Here is a 292-nt window from a genome sequence, read left to right on the forward strand (position 1 = left end):
GCGTGAGACATGGCATCCACTGGGTGTCATCGGCGTCATCTCGGCCTTTAACTTCCCCGTTGCCGTTTGGTCTTGGAACACGGCGCTGGCCATCGTCTGTGGCAACCCTGTCATCTGGAAACCTTCAGAAAAAACCCCACTCGTCGCCTTAGCTTGCCAAGCGTTATTTGAAAAAGCCTTGGCAAAATTTGGTAAAGCACCCGCACATCTATCGCAAATTATATTGGGTAAAACCGATATCGGTAATGCGTTGGTTGAAAATAAAGACATCGCCTTGGTCAGTGCCACCGGC

Annotated in this window: 1 protein-coding gene; it reads left to right on the plus strand. The window is 50.3% G+C overall.

The genetic code is table 11. The features are described 5' to 3' along the window. A partial coding sequence (locus AAEY75_RS14525) for an aldehyde dehydrogenase family protein (RefSeq protein WP_352259958.1) occupies nucleotides 1–292 on the plus strand: 292 nt, incomplete at both ends.

This window comes from Psychrobacter sp. TB55-MNA-CIBAN-0194, assembly GCF_040309505.1.
Lineage (GTDB): Bacteria > Pseudomonadota > Gammaproteobacteria > Pseudomonadales > Moraxellaceae > Psychrobacter > Psychrobacter fozii.